This window comes from Thermoleptolyngbya sp. C42_A2020_037 (genome assembly GCF_015272455.1).
Taxonomy (GTDB): Bacteria; Cyanobacteriota; Cyanobacteriia; order Elainellales; family Elainellaceae; genus Thermoleptolyngbya.
The window spans coordinates 13,274-29,003 of the sequence record NZ_JACYLP010000047.1 but is presented as its reverse complement, the minus strand read 5'-3'; the positions used below and the strand labels follow the sequence as shown (position 1 = coordinate 29,003).

General features: G+C 54.0%; 12 protein-coding genes, 1 tRNA gene and 1 pseudogene. 4 read left to right on the top strand and 10 right to left on the bottom strand.

Annotated elements, in window-relative coordinates; genetic code table 11:
- Positions 1 to 6: 6 nt before the first annotated feature.
- Positions 7 to 419: pseudogene (locus IGS16_RS16120) on the top strand (IS1 family transposase); the annotation flags it as partial.
- A 435-nt stretch (positions 420 to 854) separates the two neighbouring features.
- Here the strand turns inward: IGS16_RS16120 and IGS16_RS16115 are convergent.
- Both IGS16_RS16115 and gmd read right to left on the bottom strand, forming a co-directional pair.
- A complete protein-coding gene (locus tag IGS16_RS16115; protein ID WP_297087129.1) occupies positions 855 to 1,808 on the bottom strand; it encodes a GDP-L-fucose synthase in 954 nt (317 codons plus the stop codon).
- Positions 1,809 to 1,959: 151 nt separating this feature from the next.
- Positions 1,960 to 3,042: a GDP-mannose 4,6-dehydratase gene (gmd, locus tag IGS16_RS16110; protein ID WP_297087127.1), complete on the bottom strand. Its 1,083-nt coding sequence runs from the start codon at positions 3,040 to 3,042 to the stop codon at positions 1,960 to 1,962.
- Between the two features lie 761 nt (positions 3,043 to 3,803).
- On the opposite strand from gmd, the gene IGS16_RS16105 reads away from it, so the two are divergent.
- Positions 3,804 to 4,724, top strand: a complete 921-nt coding sequence (locus IGS16_RS16105) for a TIGR03985 family CRISPR-associated protein (protein WP_297087125.1) — start codon at positions 3,804 to 3,806, stop codon at positions 4,722 to 4,724.
- Positions 4,725 to 5,198: 474 nt separating this feature from the next.
- Here IGS16_RS16105 and IGS16_RS16100 read toward each other — a convergent pair.
- Positions 5,199 to 5,270 (bottom strand) — tRNA-Val (locus IGS16_RS16100).
- Between the two features lie 134 nt (positions 5,271 to 5,404).
- Between IGS16_RS16100 and rpmF the strand changes: the two genes are divergently transcribed.
- Together rpmF and IGS16_RS16090 are read left to right on the top strand one after the other, a co-directional pair.
- Entirely contained in the window at positions 5,405 to 5,575 is a 171-nt protein-coding gene (gene rpmF / locus IGS16_RS16095) for a 50S ribosomal protein L32 (protein ID WP_297074932.1), read from the top strand.
- A 147-nt stretch (positions 5,576 to 5,722) separates the two neighbouring features.
- Complete coding sequence (locus IGS16_RS16090) at positions 5,723 to 6,316, top strand: sulfite oxidase-like oxidoreductase (protein WP_297087123.1); 594 nt, start codon at positions 5,723 to 5,725, stop codon at positions 6,314 to 6,316.
- A 102-nt stretch (positions 6,317 to 6,418) separates the two neighbouring features.
- Here the strand turns inward: IGS16_RS16090 and sds are convergent, their stop codons facing one another.
- From sds to rfbF, 7 genes are all read right to left on the bottom strand, one after another.
- Positions 6,419 to 7,387, bottom strand: coding sequence for a solanesyl diphosphate synthase (gene sds, locus IGS16_RS16085; RefSeq protein WP_068509022.1), 969 nt, complete (start codon positions 7,385 to 7,387; stop codon positions 6,419 to 6,421).
- Between the two features lie 1,247 nt (positions 7,388 to 8,634).
- On the bottom strand, positions 8,635 to 9,855 hold the full coding sequence (locus tag IGS16_RS16080; protein ID WP_297087121.1) for a polysaccharide biosynthesis/export family protein: 1,221 nt from the start codon (positions 9,853 to 9,855) through the stop codon (positions 8,635 to 8,637).
- Positions 9,856 to 10,387: 532 nt separating this feature from the next.
- Positions 10,388 to 11,743, bottom strand: coding sequence for an NAD(P)H-dependent oxidoreductase (locus tag IGS16_RS16075; protein WP_367185806.1), 1,356 nt, complete (start codon positions 11,741 to 11,743; stop codon positions 10,388 to 10,390).
- Positions 11,744 to 11,748: 5 nt separating this feature from the next.
- Positions 11,749 to 12,294, bottom strand: a complete 546-nt coding sequence (gene rfbC, locus IGS16_RS16070; protein ID WP_068509017.1) for a dTDP-4-dehydrorhamnose 3,5-epimerase — start codon at positions 12,292 to 12,294, stop codon at positions 11,749 to 11,751.
- Between the two features lie 2 nt (positions 12,295 to 12,296).
- The gene (locus IGS16_RS16065) at positions 12,297 to 13,319 is read right to left on the bottom strand and encodes an NAD(P)-dependent oxidoreductase (RefSeq protein ID WP_297087118.1); all 1,023 of its coding nucleotides are present in this window, start codon (positions 13,317 to 13,319) and stop codon (positions 12,297 to 12,299) included.
- 125 nt (positions 13,320 to 13,444) lie between these two features.
- Positions 13,445 to 14,665 carry an L-2-hydroxyglutarate oxidase gene (gene lhgO / locus IGS16_RS16060; protein ID WP_297087116.1) on the bottom strand — a complete coding sequence of 407 codons (1,221 nt, stop codon included), beginning with the start codon at positions 14,663 to 14,665 and terminating at the stop codon, positions 13,445 to 13,447.
- Between the two features lie 122 nt (positions 14,666 to 14,787).
- The gene (gene rfbF / locus IGS16_RS16055) at positions 14,788 to 15,561 is read right to left on the bottom strand and encodes a glucose-1-phosphate cytidylyltransferase (protein WP_297087114.1); all 774 of its coding nucleotides are present in this window, start codon (positions 15,559 to 15,561) and stop codon (positions 14,788 to 14,790) included.
- Positions 15,562 to 15,730: the final 169 nt, after the last annotated feature.

Genomic DNA, 15,730 nt, shown 5'->3' with positions numbered 1-15,730 from the left:
AGACCAATGAAATGCCCTAAATGTGGCTCAACAAGTATCAGTAAGAACGGCAAAGTAGGTAAACAAAATCACCTTTGAAGGGCTGTCGGTGACAGTTCATTCAAATCTATGACCCACCTTCTCTGTGTTCCGATGAATTCAAGCGTGAATGCCTCAAGTTGTATGTCAACGGCATGGGATTTCGAGGCATTGAACGAGTCAAAGGCGTTCATCATACCACGGTCATTACTTGGGTCAAACAAATTGGTAAGCTATTACCGATGCGTATAAGCCAGAGGTTCTACCTGAAGTGGGTGAATTGGATGAACTAGAGATATTAGTTGGCTCTAAAAAACAAAATCTAGTTCTAGACTGCCGTTGACCACTTCCGAAAAGGGATTCTAAGGCAGGTTCTCAGTGACTATAGTGCGGAAATATTTTGACCATTGTGGACGGTTGTTTCGACTCAAGGCTATTCCATTCCAAATAGGGCTTTGAGCGTGTTGAGAGTAAGGCCAACATTTCGTTGTGCTCGAGCCATGTTTTTAGCACCATTGTCGCGATAGAGATTCAGAGCAAAGTTACGAGCTAGTGCCCAAATTTGCACCAAAGACGGGGTACGAATGCGATCAGCATCCTCTCTGGATAAGGCTCACGAAATCTCTGAAGAAGCGCCTGACCCTCAGTGAATCATACTCCTATTCAGCAACGCCTACGCAAGTATCCTGAAAGGGGGCGCATTATCCAGCGCTCTTTAGGTAGACCCTGGTTTAGTCGCACTGTTCCCGTTCCAATCTTTGATGCCCGTCTTCGATTGTTCTATCGATACAGGCCTGAAGCTGAACTGTACTGAATCTTAATCAACCTGTATGGAGCTAATCTACAATCCTACTGGCATGATTTCGATACCACTCGATTGTATTTTTCAAGCCTTGGCGGAACTCCACCTCCGCAGTAAAGCCAAACTTATCCTTCGCCCGCTGCGTATCGAGACACCTGCGGGGCTGCCCATTGGGCTTATCGGTCTCCCAGACCAGTTCCCCGTCATAGTCCATCAGTTCACAAATCAGCGTAATCAGGTCCTTGATAGAAATCTCATAGCCCGTCCCCAAATTCACAGGCTCACTCTCCGCATAGAACTGCGTCCCCATGACAATTCCCCGCGCCGCATCGGTGGAATAGAGAAACTCCCGCGTCGGCGAACCATCCCCCCACACCGGAATCGTCCTATCCCCCCGCAACTGCGCCTCATGCACCTTGCGAATCAGCGCCGGAATCACATGAGAACTGCGCGGGTCAAAATTATCCTCTGGCCCATATAGATTCACTGGCAGCAGATAGATGCCATCAAAGCCATACTGCTGTCGATACGCCTGAAGCTGCACCAGCAGCGCCTTCTTGGCCACGCCATAGGGGGCATTGGTTTCTTCGGGATAGCCATTCCACAGATCATCTTCTTTGAACGGCACTGGCGTGAACTTGGGATAGGCACAAATCGTGCCCACGCAGGTAAACTTTTTGACCCCCGCTTCATAGGCGGCGTGAATCAGTTGCGCCCCCATCATCAGGTTGTCGTAGAACAGTTGTGCAGGCTTTTCCCGATTCAGTCCGATGCCGCCGACATGGGCTGCCAGATGAATCACAATGTCCTGCTGGTCAACGGCGCGACGGCACGCCTCCATCTGCGTCAGGTCATAGTCGCGAGAGCGGGGCACGGTAATCTTGGCGGGGTCTGCACCAGCTTTGACCAGTTGGTCAACCACTTGCTTGCCGAGGAATCCGGCACCGCCCGTGACGAGAATTCGTTGGTTAGAGAAGGAGAGGGGCATGGGGGGAAGAGGGAAGAGGGAAAAAGGAAGAGGGAAGAACGAAGAAGGAAGAGGGAAGAAGGAAGAACGAAGAGGGAAGAGGGAAGAACGAAGAGGGAAGAGCGGGTTTTCGTTTTTCGTTTTTCGTTCTTCGTTTTTCGTTTTTCTTTCTTTACAGCGACGTGCTGCTGCCTGCGGTTTGCCGAATGGTGGCGTGGTCGAGCACGGGCTGAGCGCTGTTGCCGTTGAGCGGGATGAGACCCAGGGCTTTGAGGTCGGCTTCCACCATCAGGTAGACCAACTGCTCGAAGCTGACGCTGGGCTGCCAGCCGAGTTGGGTCTTGGCTTTGGTGGGGTCGCCAATCAGCAGGTCAACTTCGGCGGGGCGCAGGTAGCGTTCGTCGAACTCGACGTAGTCTTGCCAGTTGAGGTTGACGTAACCAAAGGCGAGTTCCAGGAATTCGCGCACTTCGTGGGTTTCGCCAGTGGCAACCACGTAGTCGTCGGGCTGTTCTTGTTGCAGCATCAGCCACATGGCTTGCACGTAGTCTTTGGCGTAGCCCCAGTCGCGTTTGGCATCCAGGTTGCCCATGTAGAGTTTCTTTTGCTGACCGGCGACGATGCGGGCGACGGCGCGGGTGATTTTGCGGGTGACGAAGGTTTCGCCCCGGCGGGGAGATTCGTGGTTGAACAGGATGCCGTTGCAGGCGAACAAGCCGTAGGATTCGCGGTAGTTGACGGTTTGCCAGTGGGCGTAGACTTTGGCGCAGGCGTAGGGGCTTCTAGGGTAGAAGGGGGTGCTTTCGCTTTGGGGCACGGCTTGCACTTTGCCGTACATTTCGGAGGAGCCAGCTTGGTAGAAGCGGACTTCGTTGCCGGTGCGCTGCTGGTAGTCGCGCAGGGCTTCTAGGATTCGCAGGGTGCCCATGCCGACGGCATCGGCGGTGTATTCGGGGGCATCGAAGCTGACGCGGACGTGGGATTGGGCACCCAGGTTGTAGATTTCGTGGGGCTGCACTTGTTCGAGGATGCGACGCAGGGTGGTGCCGTCGGTCAGGTCGCCGTAGTGCAGAAACAGGCGGGCGTTTTCGTTGTGCGGGTCTTCGTAAATATGGTCGATGCGGTCGGTGTTGAAGGTGGAGGTGCGGCGGATGATGCCGTGGACTTCGTAGCCTTTTTCGAGTAGCAACTCGCTTAGGTATGACCCGTCTTGTCCTGTGATGCCGGTGATCAGTGCGTGCTTTTTGTAGGTCATGAATGGCCTCGTATTGTTAGCAGTAAGACTGGTATTTTGCTTCTGTATGTATCTCTACTGATAGAAGCTCAATTACAGCAGGTGACGATCGCCCTCAGTTCTGTTTTGCTTCTACTCCTATCTTCCGAACTATTGTTCTTGAACTGTTTAACTCTTAATCCACTAACTATGCATTAAGGTCTCTATGTGCCAGATGGCTATCTATGAAACAACTCTGATCAAGCCAGTGCCCAAATCCTATGGCTTGAAGTCTGTTAAGTAATCTTTCTTAAAAAGAATCAGAAATCCGGATAAAGTGCTTTTAAATCCAAGCTATTGAACGAGTGCATCCCAGTTTTGCAAGACTCATCTTGAGAATTGCCCATTGAGGTAGGCACAACGCTGCTTTAGCACCTGTGGGACGTTATCTTTGTCCCACTGCATATTTGTCCCACTGCGCCCCCGATATCTTGATTCGCTGCCCAATTTGTTTAACGGTCGATTGAATGCCACCTGTGCAGGAACTTGGCAGAAAAGACACCAGCGTTTACGGAAGTTATCCGAAAAAACCGTAAGGGGGGCACGCTTTCTTCTGCTGTTTACGCTGTCAAGGACTCAGAACCGGATTAATATGCAAAGTTCATGAAGGGAAAACGGCGGCTTAATGTCTCAGCGAGAAGAATGCCAGGGATGTTTGGCGATGTGCTAGTCGTCCGGGGGCCAGCAACCAGTTCAAGGTAAGGTTCTGTCTGTAGCACCTCCACTGTTTCCTCAAGAGTGCTATGAATCAGAGCGATCGCCCTCAGGTGAGGCTGGCAAAAGGCTTTCCACTGTTCCAACTGTGCAGCATCGCGGCTAATCAGGAGGAAGTGGGTACAAGCAGCAAGCAGCGGTCGTTTCTCCGGCTGGATTTTGCCACCGACATCCACCAGCACTCAGTCTGCCAGTTGTCGCAAATGGGCGATCGCCTGTGCGTGGTAGTTGAAATATGGAACCAGCAGGTCTGCTGCCTGGGGATGTTCATGGATGCGGCGTTCATGCTGACAAATCAGACGGCGGATCAGACAGTACCTTCACTGCTCTATGAAACCCGGCTCTTTGCGGTGACACGCCGCACCCTCAGCAGCGACCTCAAGATTCTGGTCGATATCCACTGGCTGCGGCAGGTCGGGCAACGCTATCGCCGCGTAAGCGAGTTTCCTAGCCATCCAGTTTCGGTAGAGCTATGGGAGGAAACCGCTCACGCTTCGTCCCTCCGGTCTGACTTTCTGACTCAGCCAGATTTGGTGGCAATCGCTGACAATCTATCCCACGCCATCAGCGGTCAGCGGCGCTTTTTCATTCATTTGGAATATGTCGTGCCGCTGGAGAAAATCGACCGCGTGGATGAGTGGCAGCACCCGCTACAGGCACTCTGGCAACAAACTCCAGTGCCGCCCCTCCAAATCCTCTATCGCAGCGCAGGGCAGTCATCCTCTGATCGCGCTAGTGGCGTATCCCGTGTGCATTTACTACTATCAGCGTGCTCCCTACATATGTGCCCGGGGAAACGTGCCCAATGCGCCACTTGCCGACCCAGTGAACCACCCAAAGGCAGCAGCCCGCTCGACTGGCGGAACTATCGTCTGGATCGAATTGAATCGCTCAAAGTTTTAATCTGGGAAACGCCCCTAGTTCCCCCAGCGCTGCGGGCCGCCTTCTAGACCAATGCCCTGCCCAGTCCAGAGGGCGTGCAAACGGCGCTAGATGACGCTTGGGGGTTTGACTATTAGCGCCCTGCCAAGCTGCTGCTGCGGTTTGATCGAGCGTGGAACGCTCGCTACATGCAGAGAACTATCCGCCACAGCACGTTTCGCGCGATTTCTCATGACAAAGCTGGACAACCACGTTACTTCCAGACCAGCGCGATTCAAAAAACCAAGAGTTTTTGCGTTTCCTTCAATCAGAGCAGGATGATTTCGAGAAGCTTTGGTAAAAACTTAAGTAATCCTACCCGTTGCCAGCATTGAGTTAGAGGGCTTCTTTAGATTCTTAGAAGGGTTGAGTATGAGGGAAGCAATCGCATGTCACTCTGGCTGCGGCTACCCTCGCATGACAACTGAGACTCCGCTCAAAACCATAGTAAGAAATGCTGCTTGAAAAACAATCCTCGAACTGGAGAGGGATTTCCTGGTGGATGGGCGATACTGGATTCGAACCAGTGACCCCTTCCGTGTGAAGGAAGTGCGCTACCACTGTGCTAATCGCCCGCAGTCTTTTAATGTAGCACAAGCTTCTTAAACCAACAAACTTTTCAAAATACCGATTTACTCGCACCCCTGCTCAACTCAGGGGCTTTTGCACTACCATAGAAAGGTTGTAAAAATCTGAACCGTCGGCAGCTATGGCAGTTCCTAAGAAGAAAACCTCCAAATCCAAGCGCGATCAGCGCAAAGCTACTTGGAAGCGCAAGGCCGCTCTGCAAGCTCAGCGTGCGCTGTCTCTGGGCAAGTCGGTGTTGACTGGTCGCTCCACGGGCTTTGTCTATCCCCAGCCAGAAGAAGAAGAAGAGTAGAGACGAGACTAATGGTGGCAGATCGTCTGACCCTGCATTAGCGCCCCTGAGCATGGTTCATGCTGTCAGCGCAATCCTTTAGGAAGAGGCGATCGCCCCTATTGGTGTGAATCTATAACCCAACTAAAACCCACCTAAGCGGACTCTATGCTAGGCAAGTTTTTTAAGCCCCCCGCACCAGAGCAACGGGATCGCGTTCCGCCTGGGCAACATCTTGCCAGCGGTTTTCCAGTGCTGACCTACGGAGCAACTCCTGACATTCCCAGCGATGTTTGGGAGCTAAAGATTTGGGGGCTTGCCGAACCGCTGACGCTGACCTATTCAGACCTCTTGAGCTTGCCGCAGACGGAATTCACGGCTGATTTTCACTGCGTCACCACCTGGTCAAAGCTGGATGTCCAGTGGACAGGCGTTAAGGTGACCGATCTGATGCAGCGGGTCAATCTTAATCCCAGCGCTACCCACGTCATGCAGCACAGCTATGGTGGCTACACCACGAATCTGGAGCTAGCTGACTTCTTGCGAGAAGAGAACTTCCTGGCCCACACGCTGGCGGGCGAGCCTCTGCCTGTCCCACACGGCGGCCCAGTTCGGCTGGTGGTGCCGCACCTCTACGCTTGGAAGAGTGCGAAGTGGCTCAACGGGCTGGAATTTTTAGACCATGAGGAACTAGGCTTTTGGGAAAGAAACGGCTATCACCGCCGGGGGGAACCCTGGGCAGAGGAACGGTACAGCGACTAATCTGCACAGCGCTGCGTTAACATGCATGGCATAAATGCCCCATCAGCCAAAGCTCAGTAGATTGGCGATGACACTCTTGGCGATGACGCTCTTGGCGATCGCTCAATGGCTGCGGCTTAGCACATAGTCAGCCAATTGAATCAACGCCTGACGGGACTCTGAAGCGGGCAAAATGCCAATATGCTGCACGGCAAGCTGAGCATGGTGGCTAGCCAACTCGCGCGATCGCTCTAATCCTCGACTGTCTTCTATCAGCGCTAGCGCCTGCTCCAGATCGCCCTCTTGGGCAAATTCCCGCTCGATTAGCACTTCCAGATAGGGTTTTTCCTCAAGGGCATAGAGCGCTGGAGCGGTCAGGTTGCCGCTTCGCAAATCGGAACCCGCAGGCTTGCCCAGGGCATCCGCAGAACCCGTAAAATCTAGCAGGTCATCCACGATTTGAAAAGCTAGACCGATATGGCGACCATAGCTATACAGATGGTGACAGGTTTCTGGCGAGGCATCACTCAGCACGCCTGCCGCCTTGGCACTGTTGGCAATAAGGGACGCGGTTTTGTAATAGCTCTTGTCGAGATAGGCTTCCAGGCTGGTTCCCGTGTCGAAGCGATTTAGCCCCTGCTGAATCTCGCCTTCAGCAAGATCCATAATCACCTGCGACAGCAGCTTCACCACTTCCAGGTTGTCCAAATTTGCCAGATACCACGAGGACTGTGCAAACAGAAAGTCACCCGCCAGCACCGCGACCCGATTACCAAAGCTGCTGTGAACCGTCGGCACACCCCGCCGCAGTTCCGCTTCATCCACCACATCGTCGTGAACCAGACTAGCGGTGTGGATCATTTCGGTGATCTCAGCCAAGCGACGATGCCGGGGCGTGATGTCGGGGATGCTGGTGGCTCTGGAAATGAGCAGCACAATCGCTGGTCTCAGACGCTTTCCACCTGCCCCAAACAGGTGCTCTGCCGCCGCGTAGAGGATGGGATGGCGAGCACCGACCAGTTGCTTCAAGTTGTCCGTCAGTTGACAGAGATCGGCATCGACAGGTGCAAAGAGAGAGGTGACTGAGGTCATGGAGACGCAGCGATATACTTAGTTACGAAATTTTACATATTTGCCTTTATTCTAAGCTACCCCCTCCCATCTGTGGGATGAAATTCTTGATAGAAATGCCAGAGTTCACTGAACTGATAAGCCTTTCAGGATTATTACAGTTTTGTAAACATTCTCTCATGAACTCGACTGATATGTTATTCTTATAACTACAAGGTATCCAACAATTAAATATTTTGAGAATCTTCCTCTGGAAGTTTTTTCTAGAAGCGCCACCTAAAGGGCGGCTCCGGGACTGCTACTTGCCTGGCAGCTTATGAGCGTGTCTACCCGGCGACCTCTACCTGGCAGGTTGCTTTTGGAAGGTTGGTGCGGCAGGCGGCGATCGCTGACTTCAAAGCTCTGCTACGAGAACGCTGAGTCACGGATCTTTCTGAAGGTCTTTGGGTCTTCTGTTTTCGCCAAGAGTTTTGGTCGCCGCTTCCGGTGCTGCTGGGTTCAGGGTACATGACCTTGGTGATCCTGTGAATGGGACAACATTTGTTGTATCAGATGTTGTCCCAGCTCTGGTCATTGGGCATTCGCTACCTGAGTCTTGGATTCTGATTCAAATATTGACCATCTGGGTCAAGGAGCCGGCTTCGGCTTGCTCTCAATGCTTCGTTTTCTCAATGCTTCGTTGGATGAGTCGGATGCATCTCCGCAGTCTAGAGTTTATCAGGCTTGTGGGTTGCGGCATTCGACTCTAGACGTGGACGAGTGATGTCTGCCAAGCCAGAGGCAATTGCTTTTGGGCGATCGCCCTCGGTGGTATTTGGTTAGGTGTCGCTTCCGGTTGGGTTACGGTCGGTTTGGTTACGGTTCACTGGCTGGATGCAAGACTTACTTGGGCAGCGCAGTGACTTGTTTTGCTTAGATTTGATTTGCTTATGGGTCTTTCGACCCTTTCCCTATATTTTTCCTGTAAACCGTAATGTTTAATGGAATGGTTCGCTATGGCTTCCTTCGGTATTCCGCTCACGATTCCCATCCTGGCTGCTTTTTACCTGCTGGCAGTGTACTTGCTGCTGATGGTGGTGCAGCGATCGCAGCCGTGATCCTTGCCCCACAGGCTTCTTAGCTTTAGCCACAAAATGCTTTAGCCACAAAACACGCTCTATGCTACGCAAACCCGCAGAAACCCTCCGAACCCCGCCATTATGCAGGAAACGGAGGGTTTTCTAGTTCGCAAAGGCATCTTCGATCCGGCTGCTATCCCGCTGGCAGCCCTAATCGCGGTTAATATCATCCACCGTGCGGAAAATATTGAACAATGCGCCAATCGGGTTCAGCACCGCACCAACCGCCCCACCAATTACCCCCAGAACATCAGTCGTCCTGGCCCGACCCGAAGGGCTAACCACCACAATGTCATTGCTTCGCAGAATGGGGTTGGTTTCGTCGTTCAGGTTAGCCGACAGATCCACCGGAATTTCGCGTCGAGCCACGGTTCCATCCGGATTTAGCCGGATTAGCGTCACTCTGCCCTTGGAAGCCCGAACATCATCAAACCCGCCTGCCGCCAAAATTGCCTGATTGAGAGACGTATTAGGGCTAACAGAAACCGTGCCCGGCCGAACGACTTCACCCACCACATTGACGCTGATCGTGTCGGGAGAGAAGCTAGCAGCAGCCAAACGCTGGCTTTCATCGGGGTTCAGCGCCGTTGCTGTGGGCACAATCACCGTATCCCCATCCCGCAGGGTCACGTTTTGCTGCAAGTTGCCAGACTGCAAAAACGCCCACAGGTCAACCAGGATTACCTCTTCGGTGCCGTTCAGACGCGGGCGACGAACTTCCACATTTCGCACGTCTGCAAGCTGCGTAATGCCGCCTGCGGTTTGAATCGCTTCAATCACCGTGCGAAGTTCCCCTGCTCTGGCTTCGCCACGGGTTTCTAGCGTGGTCTGTCCGGCTGGGCCTGTTCCCACGCTTTGTCCGGTTGTATAGGCTCCAGGACGGTTCACTTCGCCGACGATCGCCACTCGCATGGGGCGCGGTGTGAGCAGCGTCACCGTCACAATCGGCTCGCGAATAAACTCGGCATAGCGGCTGGCGATCGCATCTGATGCCTCTTGCAGCGTCAGTCCCCGCACATTGACTTTGCCAATCCACGGCAGGTTCAGCGAACCGTCTACCAGCACCGAGTAGCGGGCATTTTCGCCGCTCAGGTTGGGCACGTTGAAAATGTCAATTTGCACTGCATCGCCTGCACCCAGGACATAATCGGACTCGTAGTTGGGCGGCAGTGGGCGGCCCTCCGGCGGCATCAGTGCGGCAGGCTGGACATTGGCGCTGGCATTAGATGGAATGGCGGTCTGCGCCAGAACGGGGGCAGTGTAGAGCATCACCAGCCCAAAGGCGATCGCCCGCACAATCCGACGAGGGGCTTGCTGGGGTCGCTTGGGCTGACTGGGGGCAAACGACGTTTCAGGACAAGAAAACAGCATATCCAACCAGACCTCAGGGTGAACCTGACTGTGCGTTGTCAGGGGTGGACAGGATGACGGGCAGTAAAAGCAGGGGAGCAAAGGGGGCGATCGCCAAATTTCAGGGAAAACGACTCGGCATCTAAACCTGAATCTAAAACTGACGATTAGTATCGTTGAGTATCGATATAGATAGCAATATTGCAAGATTAATATAGCAGTCCTTTTTGGAAAGCAAAATCCAACGCCTGAATCGCTCAAGCCGCCAATTAAAACCTTAAAAATTGAGGTTGGGCCACCCAAGGAGAGTTGCCCAACCCCAATGAAACCTAAAAGAAATCTGAAAACCAAGCCTGGAAAAACCTTGAGTGCCGAGGACTGTCAGGACTCACTGGGAGATGAGCAAGAAGATGTGCAACTTGGCCAATTCCCTCACCCTAAATTTCTCTCCTAGAGTGGGACAGGAGCTTCAAGCCTCTCTTGCTCCCCTTCTCCCAAGTCGGGAGAAGGGGTTGGGGGATGAGGGCAGATTGAAAGTCGCACATCGCGTTGCTTAAATCAATGCCGGAACCTTGGCTGGGGCAAAGTAGGCATCTTGCTCAGCCCGCAGTTTGTCGCACAGGCGACCGGCTGGAAGTTCCACATCATCGTAGGTCAGCACCTGATCGCGAGGAATGTCCCGCTTCAAGCGACAGCCTTCCGCCAAGCCCATCGGCAGTAGGCGCTGTGCCTGCGTGATTTCAGCCGTTTCGCACTGGCCGTAGGTCATGTAGTAGCCGATGCCGTCCAGCGTTTCGCCGGCCTTTAGATCAATTTTGGCAGTTGCGACGACATCCACTTTGGGTTCGGCAGTAGGCGCAAGCACTGCGTCTTGGAACAGCACCACGCGAGCAACCGACAGCGGCACTTCAAAGTGGCAGAGGTGGTACGGCGTGTAGAAGCTGTAGAGCGGCCCTTCGCCAAGCTTGTACAGGTTGAGATAATGCTTTTGCTTCGGGTCATCATGAGTCCCAAAGACGAACACACCGGGGCCCGGACGCACGCCCACGACGTAATCCACAATGCCACCCAGAGACTTTAGCTCGTCCACGTCATACAGCTTGGTGCAATCGTCGATATGCCCGGTGTATTTCAGGTTGAACTGCTCAATCAGCGCGTCGGCATTGCGGTTGAAGTCGTAGCCATACATGCCGCGTTTGGCGATGGTCATGCCCGTGGCATTGGCGACGATCGCCTGCTCAAAGGAAATCTTGGTGCCGTCGGCAAAGCTGGTGACCATGTGGGCTTTTTGACCCCACTGCTTGGCAAAGCCTTCCTGAGTGGTGGGGTTGCGGTAGGGGTCTTGCAGCCCCTTGATGTTGCCGCAGAGCAGGGGGGTGAGGCCGATGCTCTTAACGAAGCGGTAGAGGTTCATCTGCACACCGGGCTGGTCGCCGTCGCAGGCCGACAACACCACGCCCGCGCGGTCGGCATAGACCTTGAGGATGGGGCCGATGGTGGCATCTAGCTCGGCGTTCATCAGCACGACGTGCTTTTTATGGGCGATCGCCTCTAGCACCACCTGTGCGCCAAACTCGATCGCGCCCGTCACCTCGATAATGGCATCGACGCTCTCAGCCCGACACAGCAGCATTGCGTCGTCCGTCGCGGCGGGAACGCCCTGGGCGATCGCATCTTCCAGTTCACCCAGCGTCTTCACCGTGCGAATCTTGTCCAAACCCGCCTCGCTATAGGCGCGAACGGCACCTTCTACGCTGCGATTGAAAATTGCCACCAGTTCCATTCCCGGAACGGAATTCACAATCTGATTGGCGATGCCGCGACCCATAAAGCCCGCGCCAATCATCGCCACTCGAATCGGGTTGCCCGCTTCCTGGCGAGCCTTCAATGCGGTGTCTATGATGTACAGCATTCCTATACTCCTACTGCAACGTTCTCAAATAGCGCCCAGGCGGCATCTTTCTCGGAAATAACGGTCACCTCCATTGGCCACTCAATGCCAAAGGCCGGGTCGTCGTAGCGGAGGCCGCGCTCATAGCCAGGCGTGTAGAATTCACCAACCTGATACACGACCTCTGCCCCATCGGTCAGGGCTTGATAGCCGTGGGCAAACATTTCTGGTATGTACAGGGCACGGCGGTTCTCAGCCGTCAACTCCACGCCGATATGCTGCCTATAGGTTGGCGAATCGGGCCGCATGTCGATAATCACGTCATAGATCGCGCCCCGCGTGCAGCGAACCAGCTTGGTTTCCGCAGCCGGGGGAATCTGATAGTGCATTCCGCGCAGAGTGCCTGCCTTGTGGTTAAACGACAGATTGCACTGCGCCACCGTCGGCTTCAGCCCATGCGCCTCAAATTCCTTGGCACAGAAGGTGCGAGCAAACGCGCCGCGATGATCTTCGCGATAGTCCAGGTCGATGATGAATGCGCCCTTGAGTTTGGTTTCGGTAAAAATCATGACTAGCTCCAGAAGAAATCCTTGTCGATTTGCTGCGTGCGAATCAGGTACTCAAGCTGCTTCAGGCGGGTAAAGCCGCGAGCCTCGAATACCTCTTTCGTCATGTCGATCTGGCTAAACACTTTGTACAGTTGCTCAGCACCGCGCCGCGCGTCCCACTCGCACTTAAAGCCAGGAAGTTGGGTGTTGATCTTTTCAAACGACACGCGGTAGCTGCGATTGTCTGAGCCGTTGTCGCCGAAGCTGAGGGTGCAGCCAGGAAACGTTTCTGCCACGATCTCGGCAATTTCTTTGACCTGGTAGTTATTTGCCGTATCACCCACGTTAAAAATCTGGTTGTGAACAAGGTCTCGCGGAGCTTCCAGGGCGCAAATGATGGATTTGGCAATATCGAGCGCATGAACAAGCGGACGCCACGGCGTACCGTCGCTGGTCATTTTGATTTCTTTGGTCGTCCAGGCTAGACCCGACAGGTTGTTCAGCACAATGTCAAACCGCATCCGGGGCGACGCACCAAACGCGGTCGCGTTTCGCATGAAAGTGGGCGAGAAGTTGTCGTCTGCCATCGGCTGGACATCGCGCTCCACAAGCGTTTTGCATTCGGCGTAGGCCGTTTGGGGATTGACCGGAGTCTCCTCCGTCACCACGTCCGTAGCGGCGACCCCGTAGACGCTGCAAGAGGACATGTACACAAAACGGCGCACCCCTGCTTGCTTGGCCAGTTCTGCCAAGCGGACAGACCCCTTGTGATTAATGTCGTAGGTGATATTGGGGGAAAGCTGACCCGTGGGGTCGTTGGACAGTTCCGCCATATGAACCACGGCTTCTACGCCTTCCAGGTCTTCCAGCGTAATGTGGCGGATATCTTTGTTTAAGGTTTTCGGAGTCTTATCTGTGCCGTTATAGAGCCAGCCGACTTTATAAAAACCTGTGTCTACGCCAATCACGTCAAAGCCGCGATCCAGCAACAGCGGTGCTAAAAGGCTGCCCAGATATCCTTCGGTTCCAGTGACCAATACTTTCATGCTGTGGATTCCTGTGTTGTGTGTACTGTAAACGCTGATATGCCAGACGTTCCGAGACTGGCTTGGGCTGCTCAGAAGGGGTCAAGAAGGCTGAACAAGGGGGGATTTGCAGGGGGCGATCGCCCTTAGACCGCTTGCACAGGGGACGTGGCAGGCGAAAACTGTTCGGCAATTTGCTCGGTGACGGCCTTGCCAATCTCCAGCGAGGAGGTCGCCGCCGGAGACGGCGCATTGCAGACGTGGATGGAGTTTTTCCCCTTCACAATCAAAAAGTCGTCCACGAGCTTGCCATCGTTCATCAACGCTTGGGCCCGCACGCCCGCGTGGGTCGGCACCAGATCCTCGGATTGCACCTCGGGGATGAGCCGCTGCAAGCTCCGCACAAACGCGGCCTTGCTAAACGAACGGATGATTTCCTGGATGCCCTCGTCAGCGTGCTTGACCGCCAGCTTCCAAAAGCCCGGATAGGTCATCACCTCAGCAAAATCCTTGAGGTCGAAATCGGTTTTCTTGTAGCCCTCGCGCTTGAGGCTTAGCACGGCGTTTGGGCCGGCGTGGACGCTGCCGTCGATCATGCGGGTAAAGTGAACCCCCAGGAACGGAAACGCCGGATTGGGCACGGGATAAATCAGCCCCTTCACCAGATAGCGCTTTTCCGGCGTGAGTTCGTAATATTCTCCCCGAAAGGGCACGATCTTGGCTTCGGGATCGACCCCGCCCATCTTGGCGACGCGATCGCTGTGCAGTCCAGCACAGTTCACCAGCAGCTTCGCCTCAAACGTTCCGTTGTTGGTTTCCACCGCTTTGCCATTGGGCAGGTCAATGATGCGCTCTACCTTAGTATTCAGATATAGCTCACCACCCTGGGCCCGCACCAGTTCTGCATACTTCTGGCAGACCTGCTTGTAGTCGGCAATGCCCGTCGAAAACACGCGCACCCCAGCCAGACAATTCACATGCGGCTCAATCTCCCGCACCTCTTCAGCCGTAATTCGGGCGACCTGGATGCCGTTTTGCAGACCCCGCTGATAGAGATTTTCCAGCAGCGGTAGCTCATGCGCTTCGGTTGCCACGATCACCTTGCCGCAGACCTCGTGGGGAATATCATGTTCGCGGCAAAACGCCACCATCGACTGGCAGCCGTCGCGGCAAAACTTTGCCTTAAAGCTGCCCGGTTTGTAGTAGACCCCGGAGTGAATCACGCCGCTGTTGTTACCTGTCTGGTGAAAGGCCCAGCGGCTTTCTTTTTCAAACAGGACAATCTTGGCATCTGGGTAGCGGCGACCCAGCGCCATTGCCGTTGATAAACCAACGATTCCACCGCCAACAATTGCAAAATCGTACATGAATCTCCGTCCTCAGGATTGGCTATTGGTCGCTTCAGAACCCGCCGAACAGGATTCGACGCGGTTCGCGCATTGCGTCAAGTCGCAGCAGGGTTGGTTCAGAAATCCAACCCAAAGCGCCCCTACCAGGTTTTCCAGGGGGCATTCCCCTTTTTCCAAAGTTCCTCTAGATAGTTCTTATCCTTGAGGGTATCCATAGGCTGCCAGAAGCCTTCGTGTTTGTAGGCAGAGAGTTGACCCATGTGCGCCAGCTTTTGCAGCGGCTCCTGCTCCCACACGGTCGAGTCGCCTTCAACGTAGTCGATGACCTCTGGCTCCAGCACGAAATAGCCGCCGTTGATCCAGGCTCCGTCGCCAACGGGCTTTTCGTGAAACTGGGCGATTTTGGTCTGCTCTTCGCCGAGGGCGATCGCCCCAAAACGCCCCTGGGGCTGCACCGCCGTGAGCGTTGCCAGCGTTGATTGCTGCTTGTGGAATTCCACTAATTCGGTGATGTTGACATCACTCACGCCGTCGCCATAGGTGAAGCAGAAGGTTTCATTCCCAATGTGCTCTCGAACGCGACGTAGACGGCCCCCGGTCATGGAGTTTTCGCCCGTATCTACCAGCGTGACGCGCCAGGGTTCGGCATAGCCGGAGTGAATGTTCATCTGGTTAAATCGCATGTCAAACGTGACATCCGACATTCGCAGAAAGTAATTTGCAAAGTATTCTTTGATGACGTAACCCTTATAGCCGCAACAAATAATGAAGTCGTTAATGCCGTGGGCAGAGTAGATCTTCATGATGTGCCAGAGAATTGGCTGTCCACCAATTTCCACCATCGGCTTTGGCTTAATGGATGTTTCCTCGCTCAAGCGAGTCCCCAATCCTCCAGCTAAGATGACTGCCTTCATAGGGTTACCCTGTGTAAACGCTCTAAGCCTATTCTTAAGCAGACACCCAGGAATGCTCGTAAAATTTCGAGGATCTGAAGTGAAGATCAAGTAAAGTAACGGGCTACCCGGACAGTTACAGAGAATTTCATGTGCGGTTTTTGATGATTTTACAGAGACAGGTTCATAA

Excerpts from the sequence above, each read along its gene's own strand:
- IGS16_RS16115 (WP_297087129.1), bottom strand. The coding sequence starts at position 1,808 with ATGCCCCTCTCCTTCTCTAACCAACGAATTCTCGTCACGGGCGGTGCC.
- gmd (WP_297087127.1), bottom strand. The coding sequence starts at position 3,042 with ATGACCTACAAAAAGCACGCACTGATCACCGGCATCACAGGACAAGAC.
- IGS16_RS16105 (WP_297087125.1), top strand. The coding sequence starts at position 3,804 with ATGAATCAGAGCGATCGCCCTCAGGTGAGGCTGGCAAAAGGCTTTCCA.
- rpmF (WP_297074932.1), top strand. The coding sequence starts at position 5,405 with ATGGCAGTTCCTAAGAAGAAAACCTCCAAATCCAAGCGCGATCAGCGC.
- IGS16_RS16090 (WP_297087123.1), top strand. The coding sequence starts at position 5,723 with ATGCTAGGCAAGTTTTTTAAGCCCCCCGCACCAGAGCAACGGGATCGC.
- sds (WP_068509022.1), bottom strand. The coding sequence starts at position 7,387 with ATGACCTCAGTCACCTCTCTCTTTGCACCTGTCGATGCCGATCTCTGT.
- IGS16_RS16080 (WP_297087121.1), bottom strand. The coding sequence starts at position 9,855 with ATGCTGTTTTCTTGTCCTGAAACGTCGTTTGCCCCCAGTCAGCCCAAG.
- rfbC (WP_068509017.1), bottom strand. The coding sequence starts at position 12,294 with ATGATTTTTACCGAAACCAAACTCAAGGGCGCATTCATCATCGACCTG.
- IGS16_RS16065 (WP_297087118.1), bottom strand. The coding sequence starts at position 13,319 with ATGAAAGTATTGGTCACTGGAACCGAAGGATATCTGGGCAGCCTTTTA.
- lhgO (WP_297087116.1), bottom strand. The coding sequence starts at position 14,665 with ATGTACGATTTTGCAATTGTTGGCGGTGGAATCGTTGGTTTATCAACG.
- rfbF (WP_297087114.1), bottom strand. The coding sequence starts at position 15,561 with ATGAAGGCAGTCATCTTAGCTGGAGGATTGGGGACTCGCTTGAGCGAG.